13 protein-coding genes and 1 pseudogene are annotated in these 16,025 nt (G+C 64.8%); 10 read left to right on the top strand and 4 right to left on the bottom strand.

The annotated features are described in order from the left end of the window. Positions 1 to 100: 100 nt before the first annotated feature. The 3 genes from BLV07_RS24005 to BLV07_RS23995 all read right to left on the bottom strand — a co-directional run bounded on the left by BLV07_RS24005 (position 101) and on the right by BLV07_RS23995 (position 2,541). On the bottom strand, positions 101 to 814 hold the full coding sequence (locus BLV07_RS24005; RefSeq protein ID WP_091890390.1) for an ABC transporter ATP-binding protein: 714 nt from the start codon (positions 812 to 814) through the stop codon (positions 101 to 103). Continuing rightward, positions 811 to 1,608: an ABC transporter ATP-binding protein gene (locus tag BLV07_RS24000; RefSeq protein WP_091890387.1), complete on the bottom strand. Its 798-nt coding sequence runs from the start codon at positions 1,606 to 1,608 to the stop codon at positions 811 to 813. Before BLV07_RS24000 ends, BLV07_RS24005 begins: the two co-directional genes overlap by 4 nt. Positions 1,609 to 1,674: 66 nt before the next feature. Then, on the bottom strand, positions 1,675 to 2,541 hold the full coding sequence (locus tag BLV07_RS23995; protein WP_176945721.1) for an IclR family transcriptional regulator: 867 nt from the start codon (positions 2,539 to 2,541) through the stop codon (positions 1,675 to 1,677). A gap of 130 nt (positions 2,542 to 2,671) precedes the next feature. Between BLV07_RS23995 and BLV07_RS23990 the strand changes: the two genes are divergently transcribed. The 8 genes from BLV07_RS23990 (at position 2,672) to glpK (ending at position 13,769) form a co-directional block, all read left to right on the top strand. Then, entirely contained in the window at positions 2,672 to 4,768 is a 2,097-nt protein-coding gene (locus BLV07_RS23990) for a 3-hydroxyacyl-CoA dehydrogenase NAD-binding domain-containing protein (RefSeq protein ID WP_091890384.1), read from the top strand. A 163-nt stretch (positions 4,769 to 4,931) separates the two neighbouring features. Continuing rightward, entirely contained in the window at positions 4,932 to 6,614 is a 1,683-nt protein-coding gene (gene pimA, locus BLV07_RS23985; RefSeq protein ID WP_091890381.1) for a dicarboxylate--CoA ligase PimA, read from the top strand. Then, positions 6,611 to 7,798: an acetyl-CoA C-acyltransferase gene (locus BLV07_RS23980; protein ID WP_091890378.1), complete on the top strand. Its 1,188-nt coding sequence runs from the start codon at positions 6,611 to 6,613 to the stop codon at positions 7,796 to 7,798. Before pimA ends, BLV07_RS23980 begins: the two co-directional genes overlap by 4 nt. 169 nt (positions 7,799 to 7,967) lie before the next feature. Further along, positions 7,968 to 9,158, top strand: coding sequence for a pimeloyl-CoA dehydrogenase large subunit (gene pimC, locus BLV07_RS23975; RefSeq protein ID WP_091890375.1), 1,191 nt, complete (start codon positions 7,968 to 7,970; stop codon positions 9,156 to 9,158). Between the two features lie 215 nt (positions 9,159 to 9,373). Next, entirely contained in the window at positions 9,374 to 10,516 is a 1,143-nt protein-coding gene (gene pimD, locus BLV07_RS23970; RefSeq protein WP_091890373.1) for a pimeloyl-CoA dehydrogenase small subunit, read from the top strand. A 160-nt stretch (positions 10,517 to 10,676) separates the two neighbouring features. Continuing rightward, positions 10,677 to 11,450: an SDR family NAD(P)-dependent oxidoreductase gene (locus BLV07_RS23965; protein ID WP_091890370.1), complete on the top strand. Its 774-nt coding sequence runs from the start codon at positions 10,677 to 10,679 to the stop codon at positions 11,448 to 11,450. A gap of 106 nt (positions 11,451 to 11,556) precedes the next feature. Then, positions 11,557 to 11,949 (top strand): endonuclease domain-containing protein, encoded by a 393-nt coding sequence (locus tag BLV07_RS23960; protein ID WP_091890366.1) that lies wholly within the window; start codon positions 11,557 to 11,559, stop codon positions 11,947 to 11,949. 314 nt (positions 11,950 to 12,263) lie between these two features. Next, on the top strand, positions 12,264 to 13,769 hold the full coding sequence (gene glpK, locus BLV07_RS23955) for a glycerol kinase GlpK (RefSeq protein ID WP_091890363.1): 1,506 nt from the start codon (positions 12,264 to 12,266) through the stop codon (positions 13,767 to 13,769). Positions 13,770 to 14,068: 299 nt separating this feature from the next. Here the strand turns inward: glpK and BLV07_RS23950 are convergent. Then, positions 14,069 to 14,593 (bottom strand): annotated as a pseudogene (locus tag BLV07_RS23950) (pyridoxal-phosphate dependent enzyme); the annotation flags it as partial. Between BLV07_RS23950 and BLV07_RS23945 the strand changes: the two are divergent. Then, complete coding sequence (locus BLV07_RS23945; RefSeq protein ID WP_091890692.1) at positions 14,573 to 14,884, top strand: ArsR/SmtB family transcription factor; 312 nt, start codon at positions 14,573 to 14,575, stop codon at positions 14,882 to 14,884. The pseudogene BLV07_RS23950 and the gene BLV07_RS23945 overlap by 21 nt on opposite strands. Before the next feature lie 153 nt (positions 14,885 to 15,037). Continuing rightward, on the top strand, positions 15,038 to 15,667 hold the full coding sequence (locus BLV07_RS23940; protein WP_091890360.1) for a glutathione S-transferase family protein: 630 nt from the start codon (positions 15,038 to 15,040) through the stop codon (positions 15,665 to 15,667). Positions 15,668 to 16,025 lie beyond the last annotated feature (358 nt).

Genomic DNA, 16,025 nt, shown 5'->3' with positions numbered 1-16,025 from the left:
AGCTGCGGCCCCTCACCCGATTTGCTGCGCAAATCGACCTCTCCCCTGCGGGGAGAGGTATGCGGAGAGCGCCGATAATTCATTGCCATCATCCGCTCCCTCAGTAACCCAGATAGGATTTGCGGATTTCTTCGTTGTTCGCGATGTCCTTGGCTTTGCCCGACATCACGATGCGGCCGGTCTCGATCACATAGGCATGGTCGGCGAGTTCGAGCGCGAGCTGGGCGTTCTGCTCGACCACCAGGATCGTGACCTTGTCCTCGCGGTTGATCTTGCCGAGGATGCCGAAGAGGTCGCGGACCACCAGCGGCGCGAGGCCGAAGGAGGGCTCATCGAGCAGCATCAGCCGTGGCCTCAGCATCAGCGCGCGGGCCACCGCGAGCATCTGCTGCTCGCCGCCGGACAGCGTCCCGGCCTGCTGGGTGTGCCGCTGCTTCAACACAGGGAAATGCGCATACATGCGCTCGATGTCGGAGACGATGCCGGCGCTGTCCTTGCGGGTAATGGCCCCGAGCTGGAGGTTCTCCTCCACCGTCATGTTGGTGAAGGTGCCGCGGCCCTGCGGCACATGGGCGATGCCGAACCGCACGATGTTCTCGGTCGAGCGGTTGTTCAGCGGCTTGCCGTCGAACTCGATGCCGCCGGTCGAGCGCACCATGTTGCAGATCGCGCGCAGCGTCGTGGTCTTACCGGCGCCGTTGGCACCCAGCAGCGTTGTCAGCGAGCCCTCGTTGAGCGAGAAGGACAGGCCATGGAGCGCCTGGACCTGGCCGTAATAGGCGCGCAGGTCCTTGACGTTGAGCAGCGTCGTCATTGGTCCTTGCTCCCGAGATAGGCCTTGATGACGTCCGGGTCCGCCTGCACCTGGGCAGGCGTGCCTTCCGCGAGCTTCTTGCCGAAATTGAGCGCGACGACGTGGTCGGCGATCGACATCACGAGGCCCATGTGGTGCTCGACCAGCAGCACGGTCATGTGGCGATCGTCGCGGATGCGGCGAATGAGGTCGCCGAGCACATAGACCTCTTCGTGGTTGAGGCCGCCGGCCGGCTCGTCGAGCAGCAGGATCTTCGGGTCGGCCGCCAGCGCACGGGCCAGCTCGACGCGCTTCTGTGTGCCGAAGGGCAGGCCGGAGACGACAGTATGGGCGACATTCTCGAGGTCTAGATAGGCGAGGATCTCGTGCACCTTCTTGTTGACGCTGGTTTCGCTGCGCCGGACCCAGGCCAATTTCAGGGAATCGCTGACGATGTCGCTGGAGGTCTTCGAATGGGCGCCGACACGGACATTGTCCATCACCGACAAATTCGGAAACAGCGCCACGTTCTGGAAGGTGCGGCCGATGCCGATCTCGGCGATCCGGTGCGGCGGCCGCGACAGGATGCTCACGCCCTCCATCAGGATGTCGCCGGACGACGGCTGGTAGAGCCGCGAAAGGCAGTTGAAGAGCGTGGTCTTGCCGGCGCCGTTGGGGCCGATCAATCCGAGGATCTGTCCCTTGTGCATGTCGAAGGACACGCCGTTGAGCGCGATGATGCCGCCGAACACGACGCTGACGTCGCGAACCGCGAGCAGGGGCGATGTCCCCCGCGCGAGCTGTGCCTGCGTCATCTCGTCTCGCCCACACTGAGCAGTGGGCGAAGGGGCGATGCGGACCGCTCCCGATGATGACAAAGGCTATCTGAATCCCTCGGCCACACGCGCAACTTTTCCTCCTGATTTCAGCTTTTTGCTGACGTCTTTTTTTGAATGCGGCATCAGACCCCCGAGTGCCGCTTCGATGTTCCTTACCATCGCAAGCAGACGCGGTCCAATGTCGTTGATCAAACGCTCTTCCGTGAAACGGAATGCGGGCGCGCCGCAATTGAATGCGTAGGGTCCGGTTCCGTCGTTGAGCTTGAGCGCGACACCGGCGGCGCCGATGTCGTCGTGCCAGTCGCCGACGGAAATCGCAAAGCCGTATTTCGCCACGGTCTCGCCGGAGCGTTCCAATCCATCGCGCATCTTTGGCCAGCGGCTGCCGTAATGCTCGCGCAGCAGACGCGAGAGCTCTGCGCGATCATCGGCGTCGAGCGCCCAGAAATAGGCGCGACCCATCGCACTGGTTGCAATCGGCACGCGCGAGCCGACGTCAAGTTGAACCCCGACCGTCTCGGTGCCGCGGCTCTGCCCGAAATAGATCATGCTGTGACGGTCGCGGCCGCCGACGGCAACCGCTCCGCCGGTCGCGCGCATCACTTCCTCGCGGAACGGCTCGGACAAATGCCGAACGCCGAGATTGGCGAGCGCGGCGTAACCGAGCGACATCGCCGCGGGTGCGAGCTGGTACTTCTCGAAACGGGGAACCGGCGTCAGATAACCGAGCTTCGTCAGCGTATAAGTCAGCCGCGACACGGTCGGCTTGGGCAGATTTGTCCGCGCCGCGATCTCCTGATTGCCGAGAAGGCCGTCATTGGGTTGGAATGCGCGCAATACGTCCAGTCCGCGGGAAAGCGCGACGACGAAATTCCGATCAGTCGCGGTCTTCTTTCCTGTACGCTTCATCCCTAATCTGCTTCTTGCGCGGAGTCGTTGACAACGTCCGTGCTTCAAAATAACCCTGCCGTCAAGATGCGGAATTAAATTCCGCACCGCGAAATCGAACAAAATTAAATCCCCACCAAGGAGGGACACCGTGAGCGAAGTGGTCAAGCTTGAGCGTCATGATGAAGTCGGGATCGTTACGGTCGACAGCCCTCCGGTCAATGCGCTGAGTGCCGCGGTCCGCGGCGGCATCTTGGAGTGCATCAAGGCCGCGGTCGCGGATCCCGCGATCAAGGGCATCGTTCTGACCTGCGCCGGCCGCACCTTCATTGCGGGCGCCGACATCACCGAATTCGGCAAGCCGCCGAAGCCGCCCGCCCTCAACGACGTGCTGTCCGAGATCGAGAATTCGCCGAAGCCGGTGGTCGCCGCGATCCACGGCACCGCGCTCGGCGGCGGCCTCGAGGTCGCGCTCGCCTGTCATTACCGCGTCGCCGTCAAGGAAGCCAAGCTCGGCCTGCCCGAGGTGAAGCTCGGCCTGCTGCCAGGCGCCGGCGGCACCCAGCGCCTGCCGCGCGCGGTCGGCCCCGAGCTCGCGGTCAAGATGATCGTCGGTGGTGATCCCATTGGTGCTGCGGAAGCGCTGAAGAACGGACTGATCGAGGAGATCATCGAGGGGCCGGCCTCGGGCGGCGAGGCCTTCGTGCGCAAGCTGCTGGCCGAGAAACGCCCGCTGCGGCGCCTGCGCGACGACGATTCCAAGCTCGCGGCGGCCAAGGCCGACCGTTCGATCTTCACCAATGCCGTTGCGGCCATGACCAAGAAGTCGCGCGGCCTGGAAGCGCCGTTCGCGGCGGCCGACGCCGTCGGCTACGCCATTGACCTACCGTTCGACGAAGGTCTGAAGAAGGAGCGCGAGGGCTTCCTCAAGCTCGTCGCCAGTGACCAGTCCAAGGCGCAGCGTTATGCCTTCTTCGCCGAGCGCGAGGCTGCCAAGATCGCGGGTGTCCCTGATGGGACCAAGTCGCGCTCGGTCAACCGTGTTGCCATTCTCGGCGCCGGCACCATGGGCGGCGGCATTGCGATGTCGTTTGCCAATGCCGGCATCCCCGTCACCCTGATCGAGACCGGCGAGGAGCAGCTCAAGCGTGGCATGGGCGTCATGCAGAAGAACTGGGAAGCGACCGCGGCGCGCGGCGGCATCCCGGCCGATGCGCCCGCCAAGCGCATGGCTTTGATCAACGGCGTCGTCGGCATCGAGAATGTCGGCGATGCCGACCTCGTCATCGAGGCCGTGTTCGAGACCATGGCGGTGAAGAAGGAAGTGTTCGGCAAGCTCGACCAGTACGCCAAGCCGGGCGCCGTGCTTGCCTCCAACACCTCGTACCTCAACATCGACGAGATCGCGAAATCGACCAAGCGTCCGCAGGACGTTTTGGGCATGCACTTCTTCTCGCCGGCCAACGTCATGAAGCTCTGCGAGATCGTGCGCGCCGACAAGACCGCGCCGGACGCGCTGGTGACCGCCGTCACCATCGCGCGCAAGATCGCCAAGGTGCCGGCCGTGGTCGGCGTCTGCGACGGTTTTGTGGGTAACCGCATGCTCGCCCAGCGCGGCAAGCAGTCCGAGAAGCTGCTGTTCGAAGGCGCGCTGCCGCAGCAGGTCGATGCCGTCGTCACCAAGTTCGGCATGCCGATGGGGCCGTTCGCGATGGGCGACCTCGCCGGCCTCGACATCGGCTGGCGCTCGCGGAAAGATCGCGGCATCAAGTCGGAGATCGCGGACGCGTTGTGCGAAGCCGGCCGCTTCGGCCAGAAGACCGGCAAGGGCTACTACAAATACGAAGCAGGCTCGCGCGCGCCACTGCCGGATCCCGAGGTCGAGAAGCTGATCGACGAGACGCTTGCCCGGCTCGGTCGCAAGAAGCGCGCCGTCAGCGACGAGGAGATCCTCGAGCGCATGATGTATCCGATGATCAACGAGGGCGCGAAGATCCTCGAAGAGGGCATCGCGGCACGTCCCTCCGACATCGACGTGGTCTGGCTCTACGGCTATGGCTGGCCGATCTACCGCGGCGGCCCGATGTTCTGGGCCGACAGCGTCGGCCTCAAGCACATCGCCGATCGCCTGTCGTTCTACGCCAAGGAGACCAACGACCCCAGCCTCGAGCCCGCGCCGCTGCTGAAGAAGCTCGCGGCGGAGGGCAAGACCTTCGCGTCACTGGCGGCGGCGTCGAAGGCGGCGTGATGGCCGCTGCCTCTCTGGGCGTCATTCTCCGTTGCGCAATTGCGCAACGGAGATGGCCCGAAGGGCCAGGCCCCCATCTCGCCGCTGAGTGCGCTGCCAAATGGATTCCGGGCTCGCCCTTCGGGCGTCCCGGAATGACGGTTCATGTGGTTTCAAGGAAGCAATGACCCATCCCGGCGAACAGTTTTATCCCGAGGGCGTGCGGTGGGACGATACCATCGTCCAGGGCACGCTTCCGGACTTGCTCGCAAAGGCCGCCGCCGATTACGGTCCGCGCACCGCGCTGGAATTCCGGGACCGTCCGATCAGCTACACCGAGCTCGCCGCGATGGCCGAGCGCGCCGCCGCGGCGTTCCTGCGCGCCGGCTGTGGCAAGAACAGCTCCGTCGCGCTGTTCCTCGGCAACACGCCGGATCACCCCGTCAATTTCTTCGGCGCGCTGAAGGCCGGCGCGCGCATTGCGCATCTGTCGCCGCTTGATGGCGAGATCGCGTTGACGCACAAGGTGTCAGACTCAGGCTCGCGCCTGCTGGTCACCTCCAACCTCGCAGCGCTGCTGCCGACGGCGCTGAAATTTCTGGAGAAGGGGCTGATCGATCGCCTGATCGTCTGCGAGGACGATGATTGGGGCAAGGTCGGTACGCCGCAGGCGGCGATCCCCAGGGATCCTCGCATCGTCACGTTCAGAGCCTTCGTCGAGGGCGCGGCCGCACCGGCAGAGTGGCCATCCGTCGCGGCCGACGACGTCGCGCTGCTGCAATATACCGGCGGCACCACCGGCCTGCCCAAGGGTGCCATGCTCACCCACGGCAATCTCACCTCCGCAGTGTCGATCTACGACGTCTGGGGCAAGCCGGCGCGCGCCGCGCGCGGCAATGTCGTCGAGCGCGTGATCTGCGTATTGCCGCTGTTCCACATCTATGCGCTGACCGTCGTGCTCTTGTCCTCGCTCCGCCGCGGCAATCTGATCTCGCTGCATCAGCGCTTCGACGTCGAAGCCGTGATGCGCGACATCGAGGTCAAGCGCGCGACATATTTTCCGGGCGTACCGACGATGTGGATCGCGATCGCCGCGCTGCCCGATCTCGACAAGCGCGATTTCTCCTCGCTCGCCAGCATCGGCTCCGGCGGCGCGCCGCTGCCGGTGGAGATCGCGAGCTTCTTCGAGCGCAAGGTCGGCAAGAAGCTGCGCAGCGGCTGGGGCATGACCGAGACCTGCTCGCCCGGCACCGGCCATCCGCCTGTTGGCCCCGACAAGCCCGGCTCGATCGGCCTGATGCTGCCGGGCATCGAGCTCGACGTCGTCGCGCTGGACGATCCGAGACGCGTGCTGCCGCCGGGCGAGGTCGGCGAGATCCGCATCAAGGGCCCGAACGTCACCAAGGGCTACTGGAACAAGCCGGAGGGATCGACTGATGCCTTCGTCGACGGCCGCTTCCTCACCGGCGACATCGGCTACATGGATGCCGACGGCTATTTCTTCCTGGTCGATCGCAAGAAGGATATGATCATCTCCGGCGGCTTCAACGTCTATCCGCAGATGATCGAGCAGGCGATCTACACCATCCCTGGCGTGCACGAGGTGATCGTGCTCGGCATTCCCGACCAGTATCGCGGCGAGGCCGCAAAAGCCTTCATCAAGCTGAAGCCGAACGCCAAGCCGTTCTCGCTCGACGAGTTGCGCACCCAGCTCACTGGGAAGCTCGGCAAGCACGAATTGCCGGCCGAGGTCGCCTTTGTCGACGATCTGCCGCGCACGCCGGTCGGAAAGCTGTCGCGCCACGAATTGCGTCAGCAGCAGAAATCGTCACAATCCACCAAAACCGCATCAGGAGGTCGCTCTTGACCGACGCCGTCATCGTTTCCACCGCCCGCACCCCGATCGGCAAGGCCTATCGCGGCGCGCTCAACGCCACCGAGGGTGCGACCCTGCTCGGTCACGCCATCGGCGAGGCCGTCGCCCGCGCCAAGGTCGATCCCAAGGAGATCGAGGACGTCGTGATGGGCGCAGCCCTCCAGCAGGGCGCGACCGGCGGCAACATCGCGCGCAAGGCGCTGCTGCGCGCCGGCCTGCCCGTCACCGTCGCCGGCACCACGATCGATCGGCAATGCGCCTCAGGCCTGCAGGCGATCGCGCTCGCCGCACGCTCGGTGATCTTCGACGGCGTTGAGATCGCGGTCGGCGGCGGCGGCGAGTCGATCAGCCTCGTGCAGAACGACAAGATGAACGGCTTCCACGCGCAAGATCCGGCGCTGCTCAAGATCAAGGGCGAGGTCTACATGCCCATGATCGACACGGCCGAGGTCGTCGCCAAGCGCTACGGCATCTCGCGCGAGAAGCAGGACGAGTATTCGCTGGAGAGCCAGCGCCGCACCGTCGCCGCGCAGCAGGGCGGCAAGTTCAAGGACGAGCTCGCGCCGATCACCACGCAGATGGCGGTGACCGACAAGGCCACCGGTGCGGTGTCGATGAAAGAGGTCACGCTGTCGCAAGACGAAGGTCCGCGTCCCGAAACCACGGCCGAAGGCCTTGCCGGCCTCAAGCCCGTGCGCGGCGAAGGTTTCACCATCACCGCCGGCAATGCCAGCCAGCTCTCCGACGGCGCCAGCGCCTCCGTCATCATGAGCGACAAGGAAGCCGCCAAGCGCGGCCTCAAGCCGCTCGGCATCTTCCGCGGCTTCGTCTCCGCCGGCTGCGAGCCGGACGAGATGGGCATCGGCCCGGTCTTCGCCGTGCCGCGCCTGCTCAAGCGTCACGGCCTTACCGTCGACGACATCGGCCTCTGGGAGCTCAACGAAGCCTTCGCGGTGCAGGTGCTGTATTGCCGCGACAAGCTCGGCATCGACCCCGACAAGATCAACGTCGACGGCGGCGCGATCGCGGTCGGCCATCCCTACGGCATGTCGGGCGCGCGCCTCACCGGCCACGCCCTGATCGAAGGCCGCCGCCGCAAGGCGAAGTACGCCGTCGTCACCATGTGCGTCGGCGGCGGCATGGGCGCGGCCGGGTTGTTCGAGGTGTTGCAGTAAGCGTCGTCCTGGCGAAAGCCAGGACCCATTACCCCGTGTCTTGATGTGAGGCACAGACGGCAGCCACCGACCGACACAATGACGGCCGGTGGTAATGGATCCTGGCTTTCGCCAGGATGACGAAGACATAATACGACGACATACGACGACGAGAGCACAGGAGGATCCGATGGATCTCGCATTCACGAAAGAAGAGCAGGCGTTTCGCGAGGAAGTGCGGCAGTTCTTCCGCGACAACGTGCCGCCGGATACGCGGCGCAAGCTGGTCGAGGGCCGTCACCTCAGCAAGGACGAGATGGTGACGTGGTGGCGCATCCTCAACAAGAAGGGTTGGGGCGTCAGCCACTGGCCCAAGCAATATGGCGGCACCGGCTGGACATCCGTGCAGCACTACATCTTCAACGAGGAGCTGCAGTCCTATCCGGCGCCGCAGCCGCTCGCCTTCGGCGTCAGCATGGTCGGCCCGGTCATCTACACCTTCGGCAACGAGGAGCAGAAGAAGAAGTATTTGCCGCGCATCGCCAATGTCGACGATTGGTGGTGCCAGGGCTTCTCCGAGCCCGGCTCCGGCTCCGACCTCGCCTCGCTCAAGACCAAGGCCGAGCGCAAGGGCGACAAATGGATCATCAACGGCCAGAAGACCTGGACCACGCTCGCCCAGCACGCCGACATGATCTTCTGCCTCTGCCGCACCGACAACAATGCCAAGAAGCAGATGGGCATCTCCTTCATCGTGTTCTCGATGAAGTCGAAAGGCGTCACCGTGCGCCCGATCCAGACCATCGACGGCGGCCATGAGGTCAACGAGGTCTTCTTCGACGACGTCGAGGTGCCCGTCGAGAATTTGATCGGCGAGGAGAACAAGGGCTGGGATTACGCAAAATTCCTGCTCGGCAATGAGCGCACCGGCATCGCCCGCGTCGGCGTCTCCAAGGAGCGCATCCGCCGCATCAGGGATCTCGCCTCCAAGGTGGAATCCGCTGGCAAGCCGATCATCCAGGATCCCGCCTTCCGCGAGAAGCTCGCCGCCTGCGAGATCGAGCTCAAGGCGCTCGAGCTGACGCAGCTCCGGGTCGTCGCGGATGAAGGCAAGCACGGCAAGGGCAAGCCAAATCCGGCTTCGTCCGTGCTGAAGATCAAGGGTTCCGAGATCCAGCAGACCACCACCGAGCTGCTCATGGAAGTGATCGGCCCGTTCGCCGCGCCCTACGACGTGCACGGCGACGACGGCTCGAACGAAGCCATGGACTGGACCGCCCAGGTCGCGCCGAGCTACTTCAACAACCGCAAGGTCTCGATCTACGGCGGCTCCAACGAGATCCAGCGCAACATCATCGCCAAGGCGGTGCTGGGGCTGTGATCTCCCTTCTCCCTCGCCCCGCTCTTGCGGGGAGAGGGTCGGGGTGAGGGGCCTCTCTCCGAGCTTGAGATCGTCGAGAGAGCGGTACCCCCTCACCCGGATCGCACCGGACGATGCTTCGCATCGCCGAGGCGATCCGACCTCTCCCCGCAAGCGGGGGAGAGGTGAAGAAGGGCCCCACGCAACGCACACACTCGTTACTTGAGGAAACAGAAATGGATTTTGATCTGTCCGAGGAGCAGCGGCTTCTCAAGGAAAGCATCGACGGCCTCTTGACCGATTCCTACGATTTCGAGAGCCGCAAGAAGTACATGAAGGAGAAGGGCGGCTGGAGCAAAGCCGTCTGGCTCAAGCTTGCCGAGCAGGGCCTGCTCGGCCTGCCCTTCAGCGAGGCCGATGGCGGCTTCGGCGGCGGCGGCGTCGAGACCATGATCGTGATGGAGGCGCTCGGTAAGGCGCTGGTGCTCGAGCCCTATCTCGCAACGGTGGTGATCGGCGGCGGCTTCCTGCGCCATGCCGGCACCGACGCGCAGAAGGCCGCGCACGTGCCTTCGCTTATCGACGGCAGCAAGACGCTCGCGTTTGCCCAGCTCGAGAAGAACTCGCGCTACGATCTGTTCGATGTCACCACGACCGCGAAGAAGAAGGGCGACGGCTATGTGATCGACGGCGAGAAATTCGTCGTGCTCAACGGCGAGAATGCCGACACCCTCATCGTCACCGCACGCACCAAGGGCGAGCGCCGCGATCATGGCGGCATCGGCGTGTTCCTGGTTCCCGCCAATGCAAAGGGCGTAGCTAAGAAGGGCTATCCGACCCAGGACGGCCTGCATGCTGCCGACATCACCTTCACCGGCGTCGAAATCGGCCCCGAGGCCGTGCTCGGCAATCCCGAGGATTCGCTCGCGCTGATCGAGCGCGTCGTCGACGAGGCCCGCGTCGCGCTTTGCGCCGAGGCGGTCGGGCTGATGGACGAGACGCTCAAGACCACCGTCGAGTACATCAAAACGCGAAAGCAGTTCGGCGTCGCGATCGGCTCGTTCCAATCGCTGCAGCACCGCGCCTCCGACATGTTCGTCGCGGCTGAGCAGGCGAGATCGATGTCGATGTTTGCGACCATGGCGAGCGATTTCGAGAACGCTAGGGAGCGCAGCAACGCGATCGCCGCCGCCAAGGTGCAGATCGGCAAGTCGCTGAAATTCGTCGGCCAGCAGTCGATCCAGCTCCACGGCGGCATCGGCATGACCATGGAGGCGAAGATCGGCCACTACTTCAAGCGCCTCACCATGATCGAGAACAGCTTTGGCGACACCGACTACCATCAGCGCCGCGTCGCCGATGCGGGCGGGTTGATCTGAGCTGATCTAGACCACACGAAGACTGTCATGCCCCGGCTTGACCGGGGCATCCAGTACTTCGCGGCGGCAATTCGTTTACGCAACTTCAGCCGCAGAGTACTGGATCGCCCGATCAAGTCGGGCGATGACACCGAGTGTGCGGCCATAGCGGAGCCCAACAATGAAAAACACCCCGTTCGATCTCACCGGCAAGGTCGCCGTCGTCACCGGCTCCAGCCGCGGCATCGGCCGCTCCTCCGCTGAACTGCTGGCAAAGCTCGGAGCAAAAGTCGTGGTCTCCTCGCGTAAGGCCGACGCCTGCAAGGAGGTCGCCGACGGCATCATTACGGCCGGCGGCGATGCCATCGTCATTCCCTGCAACATCGCACGCAAGAACGAGGTCGAGGCGCTGATCGCGGGGGCGACCAAGCATTACGGCAAGATCGACATCCTCGTCTGCAACGCCGCGGTGAACCCGTATTACGGCCCGTTGCTCGACATCACGGACGAAGCCTTCGACAAGATCATGGGAAGCAACGTCAAGAGCAACATCTGGCTCTCCGCGCTCGCGATCCCGCAAATGGCCGAACGCGGAGGCGGCTCCGTCATCATCATCTCCTCGATCGGCGGCTTGCGCGGCTCCACCGTGATCGGCGCCTACGGCATCTCGAAAGCCGCCGACTTCGCGCTGTGCCGCTCGCTCGCCGGCGAATGGGGCCCGAAAGGCGTCCGCGTCAACTGCATCGCCCCCGGCCTCGTCAAGACCGATTTCGCCCGCGCGCTGTGGGAAGACGAAGCCATGCTCAAGCGCCGCACCGCCACCACGCCGCTCCGCCGCATCGGCGAACCCGACGAAATCGCCGGCGCCGTCGCCTACCTCGCCTCGGACGCATCGAGCTTCATGACCGGCCAGACCATCGTCATCGACGGCGGCGTGACCACTGCGGCGGTGTAGGCTTTTACTACTTACAATTGTGCCGCGAGCGCGCTTCCCTTACCCTCCCCTGGAGGGGGAGGGTCGCTCGCGCAAAGCGCGAGCGGGGTGGGGTGAAGCCACACAAATGGTCTCAACATCGATCCGACGCGCCGCCGCGAAGAAGCTGAGAGCGAACACAACCCCGCACGAACGGCTACTTTGGCGTGCCCTCAAGGAAGTCCCGCTCGAAGGCTCGCACTTCCGCCGCCAAGCTCCAATCGGTCCCTACGTCGTCGACTTCTTCTTGCCAGCCAGGCGCCTCATCATCGAACTCGACGGAGGTCACCACAACGAAGACGATAGGGCTGCACGCGATCTCGAACGCCAACGCTGGCTCGAACGCGAAGGCTATCGCGTCATCCGATTCTGGAATTCTGAGATCGCAAGCGATCTGACTGCTGTACTCGAACGCATCTATGTCGAACTGTATGGGTCGCGCGAGGCAGAGACTACACCACTGAAGCACCGCCGAACCTAGCGCTCAACGCGCCCCTTCTCTTACCCTCCCCTGGAGGGGGAGGGTCGCGGCGCATGCAATGCGCAGCGGGGTGGGGTGACAGACTATCCACGAATCCAGTGCGTCCGTATGCGCGGTTGAGCATGTCGGAAAGAGAGCGAGACCGCCTTTGTGGCTTCACCCCACCCCGCCCGCGCTCTGCGCGGTCGACCCTCCCCCTCCAGGGGAGGGTAAGCGAGAGCGAGTCTTGACCTTCTGCCTCCAATCCGCTCCCTTTGGCGCGACACAATGATCCCTTTCGGGGAAACGCCAAGAAAACGCCAGGGTAAGCCGCCATGTCTTTCGTCCTCGCCATCGACCAGGGCACCACCTCATCGCGCGCGATCGTGTTTCGCAGCGACATTTCCATCGCGGCGAAGGCGCAAGCCGAATTCCCGCAGCATTTTCCGGCTTCGGGCTGGGTCGAGCACGAGCCCGAGGACATCTGGACCTCGACCGTGATGGTCTGCCGCGAGGCGATCGAGCAGGCCGGCATCACCGCAAAGGACATCGCCGCGATCGGCATCACCAATCAGCGCGAGACCATCGTGGTGTGGGACCGTGCAACAGGTCAGGCCGTGCACCGCGCCATCGTCTGGCAGGACCGCCGCACCGCCGACATCTGCGCCAAGCTGAAAGCCGACGGCCACGAGCCCGTGATCTCGCAGAAGACCGGCCTGATCATCGATCCCTATTTCTCCGGCACGAAAGTCGCCTGGATCCTCGACCACGTCCCCGGCGCGCGGGCGCGCGCCGCCCGCGGCGAATTGATGTTCGGCACCGTCGATTGCTATCTGCTCTGGCGCCTCACCGGCGGCAAGGTGCATGCCACCGATGCCACCAACGCCTCGCGCACGCTGCTGTTCAACATCCACACCGGGCAGTGGGACGACCAGCTTTTGGAGATCATCGGCGTGCCGCGCTCGATGCTGCCCGAGGTAAAGGATTCCTCCGCCCGCTTCGGCGAGAGCACGCCGGACCTGTTCGGCGGTGCCATCGCAATCTCCGGCATCGCCGGCGACCAGCAGGCCGCGACCATCGGCCAGGCCTGCTTCCGCCCGGGCATGATGAAGTCCACCTACGGCACCGGCTGCTTCGCGCTGCTCAACACCGGCACCACGCCTGTGGTGTCGAAGAACAAGCTGCTCACCACCGTCGCCTATCAGCTCGGGGGAAAACGCACCTACGCGCTGGAAGGCTCGATCTTCGTCGCAGGCTCGGCGGTGCAGTGGCTGCGCGACGGCCTCGGCATCATCAAGCACGCCGCCGAGACCGGCCCGCTCGCGGATCAATCCGATTCCATGCAGAGCGTCTATCTCGTCCCCGCCTTCGTCGGCATGGGCGCGCCCTATTGGAATCCGCGCGTGCGCGGCGCGCTGTTCGGCCTCACCCGCAACACCGGCCCCGCCGAGCTCGCCCACGCCGCGCTGGAAAGCGTCTGCTACCAGACGTTCGACCTCTGGGCCGCGATGCGCGCGGACTGGCCGAGCTCGGAAACTGCAAGTGTCGTGCTCCGCGTCGACGGCGGCATGACGGCGTCGGACTGGACCATGCAGCGCCTCGCCGATCTGCTCGACGTTCCGGTCGATCGCCCCGCGATCCAGGAGACCACGGCGCTCGGTGCCGCCTATCTCGCCGGCCTCCAGGCGAGCGTCTATCCCGAGCCGACAAAATTCGCCGACAACTGGCGCCTCGAGCACCGCTTCAAGCCGAACATGAGCCAGGCGACGCGCGAGCGGAAGCTCGCGGGATGGGCAAGGGCGGTGAAGGGCGTGCTGGCGAGCGACGACGGGGAGGGGTAGCGGTAGACTTCGTAGCCCGGATGGAGCGGAGCGCAATCCGGGTTTTTCTCACGCGCTGACCCCGGATTTCGCTGCGCATGACCGCCTTGACACCGTCATTGCGAGGAGCCCTTGCGACGAAGCAATCCAGACTGTCTCCGCAGAAAGATCCTGGATTGCTTCGCTGCGCTCGCAATGACGGAGTATAGGCGTCGCCGTCGTTTTTCCAATTGGCTGATCACGCGCGATGGCGTCGTACGTACGCCGGATGGAGCGGTTATCGTGATCAATGCGCGTCGCCCGATCATCTCACCCTGAAGCTAGCCGTCGAAATTCACCGCCGTGGTGTTGGCGCCGCAGACCAGGACCGCGACGCGCTCACCGGGCGAGGGACGGTAGCGGCCGGAGAGCAGCGCGGCAAAGGCGGCTGCGCCGCCGGGTTCGGCCACCAGGCGCAGGTGCGACCACAGGGCGGCCTGTGCTTGCCGGATCGCATCATCGCTGACGAGGACGACGCGCTCGACATGAGCGCGTGCGATCGGAAACATCAATTCGCCGACGCGCCGCGGCGCAAGGCTGTCGGCGGCGAGACCGCCCGCCGGTGCATCGACCGGGGCTCCCGCATCGAACGCGGCGTGCAGGGTCGGCGATTGCTCCGGTTCGACAGCGACGATGCGCGTCCGGCCGGCGAACCACGCGGCAATGCCGCCGATTAGTCCGCCGCCGCCGACCGCCACCAGCAGTGTGTCTATGCCGGGCGCGTCCTGCTCCAGCTCCAGGCCGACGCTGCCCTGACCGAGCAGGGTCTCGGCCTGATCGTAGGCGTGGACGGCCAGCGCGCCGCCGTCGCCTTGCGCGCCCTCGCCAACGAGCGTCGCCTGCAGATCCTGGAATGGCTGCGCGATCCCAGGAAGCATTTTCGCGAGCAGGCCGATGGCGACCTGGTCGAGGACGGCGTCTGCGGATTGCTGATCGCCGAGAAGCTCGGCGTCAGCGCGCCGACGGTGAGCGAGCACATGCGGGTGCTGACGGCCGCAAAGCTGGTGCGCGCCAAGCGCATCAAGCAGTGGACGATGTACAAGCGCAACGAGACCGCGATCGCCGCCATCAAGCGCTCGATCCAGGAGGGCCTTTGAGCGCGCGGCGCGTGCCCCTTCGAGTGATGCTGCCGCGGCCGCTGTTGCAGCCGGCGCAATGCTCCATTTCCAAGATCTTCCTTGCGTGGCAGCGGTCTTGTCGTCGACACTGATCGGCCCTGCCGTGTCCAACCACTGGGAAGAGCGAGAACGATGTTCCTGATCGGCCAATATGACTCCCCCTTCGTCCGCCGCGTCGCCATCGCGCTGAAGCTTTATGGCCTCGGCTTCGAGCACAAGCCGTGGTCGACCTTCGGCGATGCCGACAGAATCGCGCCGTACAATCCGCTGCGCCGCGTGCCGACGCTGGTGCTCGACGACGGCGAGGCGCTGATCGAGAGTATGATCATCCTGGATCATCTCGACGAGCTCGTTGGCGAAGCGAAGGCGATGCTGCCCCGCACCGGCACTGAGCGGCGAAAGCATTTGCGTATCTGCGCGCTCGCCTCCGGCCTCGGCGACAAGGCGGTGAGCCTGCTCTATGAGCGCGTGCTGCGAAAGGAGCAGCTCGCGCTGTGGGTCGAGCGCTGCCAGGCGCAGATCGCGGACGTGCTCGCCGTGCTGGAGGCCGAGCGCGCCAAGGTGACGACGCCGTACTGGCTGGGTGATCGCATCGGCCATGCCGACGTCGTGGTCGCCTGCGTCGTCCGCTTCACCCGCGAGGCGCATCCGCAGCTGTTCGACGCGTCACGCTATCCGGCGCTGAGCGCGCATGCCGAGCGCTGCGAGGCACTGGCGCCGTTCAAGGAGATCGTGCAGCCTCTGGCGCCGCCGAAGGGGTGAGGCGCGCTGCAGCGCCATACGCGCGATCACGCGGAATGCCTCCCCAACGTCGTCCTGGCGAAAGCCAGGACCCATTACCCCAGCGAGGCGTTTGGCGAAGACTCGTCGTTCGGTACTGATAACGACCGCAATCGATGCATCACGCGGTATGGGTCCTGGCTTTCGCCAGGACGACACCGAAGGTGTAGCGCGCGCTCCGGAATCATCGCGATGGGGTGAGGTGGAGAACGCCAGACGCTGTTGGCGATCATGCAAAGATACAGGTGTTTTGCCCGACGGAGCAAGTGGTTTCGGCAAGACCGAAATTCGTCAGACTTTTCAACTCCATCCTACTGTGCATGGGGTTGTTTTTTCATTT

It is taken from the genome of Bradyrhizobium sp. Rc2d (assembly GCF_900099855.1).
In the GTDB taxonomy this organism is placed as follows: Bacteria; Pseudomonadota; Alphaproteobacteria; order Rhizobiales; family Xanthobacteraceae; genus Bradyrhizobium.
The sequence above is the reverse complement of the archived record's forward strand: the minus strand, read 5'-3'. Positions and strand labels throughout refer to the sequence as shown.

Excerpts from the sequence above, each read along its gene's own strand:
- BLV07_RS23940 (WP_091890360.1), top strand. The coding sequence starts at position 15,038 with ATGTTCCTGATCGGCCAATATGACTCCCCCTTCGTCCGCCGCGTCGCC.
- BLV07_RS24005 (WP_091890390.1), bottom strand. The coding sequence starts at position 814 with ATGACGACGCTGCTCAACGTCAAGGACCTGCGCGCCTATTACGGCCAG.
- BLV07_RS23995 (WP_176945721.1), bottom strand. The coding sequence starts at position 2,541 with ATGAAGCGTACAGGAAAGAAGACCGCGACTGATCGGAATTTCGTCGTC.
- BLV07_RS24000 (WP_091890387.1), bottom strand. The coding sequence starts at position 1,608 with ATGACGCAGGCACAGCTCGCGCGGGGGACATCGCCCCTGCTCGCGGTT.
- BLV07_RS23965 (WP_091890370.1), top strand. The coding sequence starts at position 10,677 with ATGAAAAACACCCCGTTCGATCTCACCGGCAAGGTCGCCGTCGTCACC.
- pimC (WP_091890375.1), top strand. The coding sequence starts at position 7,968 with ATGGATCTCGCATTCACGAAAGAAGAGCAGGCGTTTCGCGAGGAAGTG.
- BLV07_RS23960 (WP_091890366.1), top strand. The coding sequence starts at position 11,557 with ATGGTCTCAACATCGATCCGACGCGCCGCCGCGAAGAAGCTGAGAGCG.
- pimA (WP_091890381.1), top strand. The coding sequence starts at position 4,932 with ATGACCCATCCCGGCGAACAGTTTTATCCCGAGGGCGTGCGGTGGGAC.
- pimD (WP_091890373.1), top strand. The coding sequence starts at position 9,374 with ATGGATTTTGATCTGTCCGAGGAGCAGCGGCTTCTCAAGGAAAGCATC.
- glpK (WP_091890363.1), top strand. The coding sequence starts at position 12,264 with ATGTCTTTCGTCCTCGCCATCGACCAGGGCACCACCTCATCGCGCGCG.